The organism is Amaricoccus sp. (assembly GCF_017995835.1).
In the GTDB taxonomy this organism is placed as follows: domain Bacteria; phylum Pseudomonadota; class Alphaproteobacteria; order Rhodobacterales; family Rhodobacteraceae; genus Amaricoccus.
Genome location: NZ_JAGOID010000156.1, coordinates 1 through 5047, shown reverse-complemented (window position 1 = coordinate 5047; position 5047 = coordinate 1). Strand labels below are relative to the sequence as shown.

Annotated in this window: 6 protein-coding genes and 1 pseudogene; 2 read left to right on the top strand and 5 right to left on the bottom strand. The window is 70.9% G+C overall.

Annotated features, from left to right (window positions below; translation table 11 throughout):
- The 5 genes from KBA23_RS15700 to KBA23_RS15680 form a co-directional block, all read right to left on the bottom strand.
- A partial coding sequence (locus KBA23_RS15700; protein ID WP_290742874.1) for an alpha/beta fold hydrolase occupies positions 1 to 592 on the bottom strand: 592 nt, incomplete at its 3' end.
- Positions 589 to 1383: an enoyl-ACP reductase gene (locus KBA23_RS15695; protein ID WP_290742872.1), complete on the bottom strand. Its 795-nt coding sequence runs from the start codon at positions 1381 to 1383 to the stop codon at positions 589 to 591. The genes KBA23_RS15700 and KBA23_RS15695, both read right to left, overlap by 4 nt.
- The gene (gene fabB / locus KBA23_RS15690; protein WP_290742870.1) at positions 1376 to 2602 is read right to left on the bottom strand and encodes a beta-ketoacyl-ACP synthase I; all 1227 of its coding nucleotides are present in this window, start codon (positions 2600 to 2602) and stop codon (positions 1376 to 1378) included. Before fabB ends, KBA23_RS15695 begins: the two co-directional genes overlap by 8 nt.
- Positions 2603 to 2614: 12 nt before the next feature.
- Positions 2615 to 3121 carry a 3-hydroxyacyl-[acyl-carrier-protein] dehydratase FabA gene (fabA, locus tag KBA23_RS15685; protein ID WP_290742867.1) on the bottom strand — a complete coding sequence of 169 codons (507 nt, stop codon included), beginning with the start codon at positions 3119 to 3121 and terminating at the stop codon, positions 2615 to 2617.
- 134 nt (positions 3122 to 3255) lie between these two features.
- Complete coding sequence (locus KBA23_RS15680) at positions 3256 to 4290, bottom strand: YeiH family protein (protein WP_290742864.1); 1035 nt, start codon at positions 4288 to 4290, stop codon at positions 3256 to 3258.
- Positions 4291 to 4464: 174 nt separating this feature from the next.
- Between KBA23_RS15680 and KBA23_RS15675 the strand changes: the two genes are divergently transcribed.
- Positions 4465 to 4866, top strand: coding sequence for an antitoxin Xre-like helix-turn-helix domain-containing protein (locus tag KBA23_RS15675; protein WP_290742876.1), 402 nt, complete (start codon positions 4465 to 4467; stop codon positions 4864 to 4866).
- Positions 4863 to 5047, top strand: a pseudogene (locus KBA23_RS15670) (hypothetical protein); the annotation flags it as partial. The gene KBA23_RS15675 and the pseudogene KBA23_RS15670, both read left to right, overlap by 4 nt.

Sequence of the window (5047 nt, the reverse complement as noted above, 5' to 3'; positions counted from 1 at the left end):
CCTCGAAGGCGTCGCGGATGCGCGGGTCGTAGTTGAGCGCGAGCCCGTCCGGGGTCTCGTCGAACCAGCGGCGGGCGAGCGAGAGCCACTTCTCGCGCGCCAGCCCGGGGAAGCGTTCGCCCATGCGGCGCGCCAGTGCGTCGGCGCCCTCCTTCAGGGTCTTCGCCCGGGGCGCGATCCCGAGATAGCTCATGATGGCGGCGAGGCCCTCGGGATCGAGATCGGGGCCGATGTCGTTGAGCAGCACGCCCGCCAGCCGCTCTTTCGCCATCGCCGCGAGCACCATGGCGATGATGGCGCCGCGCGAGGTGCCGACGATGGTCACCCGGTCGAGCCCGAGATGGTCGAGGAAGGCGATCACGTCGGCGGCCTCGACCGGGACGGCGTAGCGGGTCCAGTCCGGATCGCGGTCGGAGGCGCCGCGGCCGCGCAGGGTCAGGCGGATCAGCCGGCGCCGGCCGCCGAGCGCGGCGGCGAGTTCGTCGAAGTCCGAGCCGTTGCGGGTGAGGCCTGGCAGGCAGAGGAGCGGAAGGCCCGCGCCCTCCTCCTCCCAGGCGAGCCCGAGCCCGTCGGGCGTGACGAAGCGGTTCACAGGTTCTCCACCTGCGCCATGCCGAGGGTGTGAAAGCCGCCGTCGACGAAGATGATCTCGCCCGTCGTGCAGGCCCCGAGGTCGGAGAGCAGATAGACCGCCGTTCCGCCCACCGCATCGAGCGTGGCGTTGGCGCGCAGGGGCGCGTTCATCTCGGCGGCGCGATAGACCTTGCGCGCGCCGGCGATGGCGGCGCCCGCAAGGGTGCGCATCGGGCCGGGGCTGATCGCGTTGACGCGGATCCCCTGCGGGCCGAGGTCGTTGGCCAGATAGCGCACGCTCGCCTCCAGCGCCGCCTTGGCGACGCCCATGACGTTGTAGTTCGGCGTCACCCGCTGCGCGCCGATATAGGTGAGCGTGACGATCGATCCGCCCTCGGTCATCAGCGGCGCCGCCCGCCGCGTCAGGTCGACGAGGCTGTAGCAGGAGATGTCGAGCGAGTTCAGGAAGTTCGCCCGGCTGGTGTCGAGAAAGCGCCCGTCGAGTTCGGCCTTGTCGGAATAGGCGACGGCATGGACGAGGAAATCGAGCCGGCCCCATTGCTCGGCGAGCCGCGCGAACACCGCGTCGAGGCTTGCAGCGTCGAGCACATCGGCCGGCACGACGATGCTGGCGCCGAGGCTCTCGACCAGCGGGATCACCCGCCGCCCGAAGCCCTCGCCCTGGTAGGTGAAGGCCATCTCGGCCCCCTGCGCCGCCAGCGCCCTGGCGATGCCCCAGGCGATCGAGTGGTCGTTGGCGACCCCGAGGACGAGGCCGCGCTTGCCGGTCATCAGCCCGGCGCTAGCCATGGAAGCGGCTCATGGCGAGCGTGGCGTTGGTGCCGCCGAACCCGAAGGAGTTCGAGATCACCGTGTCGAGCCCGGCGTTGTCGATCCGCTCGGTCGCGATCTCGCCGGGCCGGAGCGCCGGGTCGAGTTCGGTGACGTTGGCGGATGCGGTGACGAAGTCGTCGCGCAGCATCAGCAGGCAGTAGATCGCCTCCTGCACGCCGGTCGCCCCGAGGCTGTGGCCGGTCAGGCTCTTGGTCGAGCTGATCTTCGGCATCGCCTCCTCGCCGAAGACCCGGCGGATCGCCTCGACCTCGGCGATGTCGCCGACCGGGGTCGAGGTGCCGTGACTGTTGACGTAGCCGACCTTGCGGTTGCCGAGGGTCGCGACCGCCAGCCGCATCGACCGCTCGCCGCCCTCGCCCGAGGGCGCCACCATGTCGTAGCCGTCCGAGGTCGCGCCGTAGCCCGTGACCTCGGCGTAGATCCTCGCGCCCCGCGCCAGCGCGTGCTCCAGCTCCTCCAGCACCACCACCCCGCCGCCGCCGGCGATCACGAACCCATCGCGCGTCGCGTCGTAGGCCCGGCTCGCCGTCGTGGGCGTGTCGTTGTACTTCGAGCTCATCGCCCCCATGGCGTCGAAGAGGCACGAGAGCGTCCAGTCGAGCTCCTCGCCGCCGCCGGCAAAGACGATGTCCTGCTTGCCGAACTGGATCTGCTCCACCCCGTTGCCGATGCAATGCGCGGAGGTCGAGCAGGCCGAGGTGATCGAGTAGTTGACGCCCTTGATCCTGAACGGCGTCGCCAGGCAGGCGGAGTTGGTCGAGGACATGCAGCGGGTGACCATGAACGGCCCCATCCGCTTCGGGCTGCCCTTCTCGACGGTGAGCCGGTGCGCCTCGAACAGGTTCTTCGTCGACGGGCCGCCGGAACCCATGATGAGGCCGGTCCGCTCGTTCGAGACGTCGGAGGGATCGAGCCCCGCATCGGCGATCGCCTGCTCCATGGCGATGTAGTTGAACGCGGCCCCGTCGCCCATGAAGCGCATCTGCCGCTTGTCCACGTGCTCGGTCGGATCGAGGTTCGGGCGCCCGTGGACCTGGCTGCGGAAGCCGTGCTCGGCGTATTCGGGCGCGAAGCTGATTCCGGAGCGGCCCTCCTTGAGCGACGCGGCGACCTCCTCGGCATTGTTGCCGATGGAGGAGACGATGCCGAGGCCGGTGACGACGACGCGGCGCATGGGCGCCTCCCTCTATTCCTGGAACAGTCCGACCTTCATCTCGGTCGTGGTGTAGATGAGTTCGCCGTCGGCGCGCATCTCGCCGTCGGCCATGCCGAGCTTGAGCTTGCGGTCGATGACGCGCGTGAAGTTCACCCGGTACTCGACGAGCTTCACCTTCGGCGTGACCATGCCGGTGAACTTCACCTCGCCGACCCCGAGCGCCCGGCCGCGACCCTGCATTCCGCGCCAGCCGAGGTTGAACCCGGTCAGCTGCCAGAGCGCGTCGAGCCCGAGGCAGCCCGGCATCACCGGGTCGCCGACGAAATGGCAGGCGAAGAACCAGAGGTCGGGATTGATGTCGTACTCGGCGACGACGTGGCCCTTGCCGTTCGGGCCGCCATCGGCGGAGATCTCGGTGACGCGGTCCACCATCAGCATCGGCGGCATGGGGAGCTGCGGATTGCCGGGGCCGAACATCTCGCCCCGCGCGCAGGCGAGAAGTCCTTCGCGGTCAATGCTTGTCGGCCGTTCCGTCATGCGCCGGGCTCCCTTCGCCGGCCCCGTCCGGCGTCGCTTTCGGCCGGCTCTAGCATCGCGGGCCCGCCGCACGCAAGCGCCGCGCCGCCGGTCGTACCCTGCCCTGGCTCCGGCCAGGGGGGGCGGACGCGGGCTCACCCCAGCCACCTGAGCCCGAGGAGGATGAAGCCGACAAGAAAGACCGTCTCGGCCACGATCAGGGTGATCGCCTGTCCGCCCACGTCGAGGATGGTGCGCAGCGAGGTCTTCATGCCGACCGCGGCCATGGCGACCACCAGCGCCCGGCGCGAGATGTCTCCGGCGACGTCCGACACGCGCGCCGGGACCAGCCCGAGCGAGTTCACCGCCGCGAGCGCGAGGAACGCCAGCACGAAGCCCGGCACGAGGGGCGGGCGTTCGCCGCCGGTCGCCGTGGCCGGGCCCGACGCCCGGATCGCGAGCGAGAAGACCAGGACGATGGGGGCGAGCATGGTGACGCGGATGAGCTTGACCAGCGTCGCGGTCTCGCCGGCCGCATCCGAGATCGAGAACCCCGCGCCGACGACCTGCGCCACGTCGTGGATGGTGGCGCCGATGAAGACGCCGGTATCTTGCGGATCGAGGCCGGCGAGCGCGGCGACGAGCGGATAGGTGATCATCGCGAGCGTGCCGAGCACGGTCACGGCGAGCACGGTGAAGATGAGGTTGCTCTCGGAATGCTCGTTGCGCGGCAGGACGGCGGCGATCGCCATCGCCGCCGAGGCGCCGCAGATCGCCACCGCCCCGCCGGTCAGGAGCGCGAAGCGCCAGCCGCGGCCTAGGATGCGCGACCCGACGAGGCCGAAGAGGATGGTGAGGATCACGCCGGCCACGACGAGCGTGACGAGCTGCGCTCCGAGTCCGATCAGTAGGTCGACGCTGATCCGCACGCCGAGGAGCGCCACGCCGAACCGCAGCACATGGCGCGCGGTCGCCTCGATACCGGCGACGCAGCGCCCCTCCTCGGCGAGGAAATGGAAGGCGATGCCGATGAGGAGCGCCATCAGGAGCGCCGGAGCGCCGTAGTGGTCGGACAGGAACTGCGCCGCGACCGCGACCACGACGGACACGAGAAAGCCTGGAAAGAGCGCTGCCGCGAGCCCGCGCAGGCGCGGCCCCGCGAGAGCCGCGGGGGCGGGTGTCGGCGCCATCGGATCCTCCTCGGGCTCATTTTGCTCGTTGCCCGCCGCCGGTATCCTGCGGCCGCCGTCGGCGAAGTCAATCGTTGTCCGGACCCGCCTGCCACTGACCGACCCGGCATTGACTTTCTGCCATCTGTCCCCCAACTTCCGGGCAGATGGCAGAAAGGATGGCGCGTGACGGCCATCGCTCAACCTCTCTACGCAGCGCACGTGGCGGACGATCCCGAGGCGGACGCCCGCGTCGCGCTGACGGCGCTGCGACGTGTCGCCGCCGCTTGGCGGCTGACCGGCGACGAGGCCGCGGGGCTCGCCGGGGTCTCGACACGGACCTGGGCGCGGATGAAGACGCCGGGCTGGGCCGGCCGGCTCGGGCAGGACCAGATGCTGCGCGCCAGCGGGCTCGTCGGTCTCTACAAGGCGCTCCATCTCTACTTCTCGGACGAACTCGCCGACGCCTGGCCGAAGCGTCCGAACGCCGGGCGGATGTTCGGCGGCCATGCGCCTGTCGCTCGCATGCTCGCCGGCGGCCTGCCGGCCATTCTCGCCACCCGCGGCTACGTCGACGCGCTGCGGGGCGGCGCGTGAGGCTCGGGGTCCACGACGGCCCGATCCTCGGCGCCGTGCGCCTGATCGCCAGCTCCTGGCACAAGCCCCCCGTCCTCTCGCCGCTCGTCGCCAGCGATGACGATCTCGACCGCCTCGCCCGGATCGAGGGGCTGACCTCGGGGCGACTCGCCGCCGCGCTCGGCGGCGAGTCGCCCCGAGG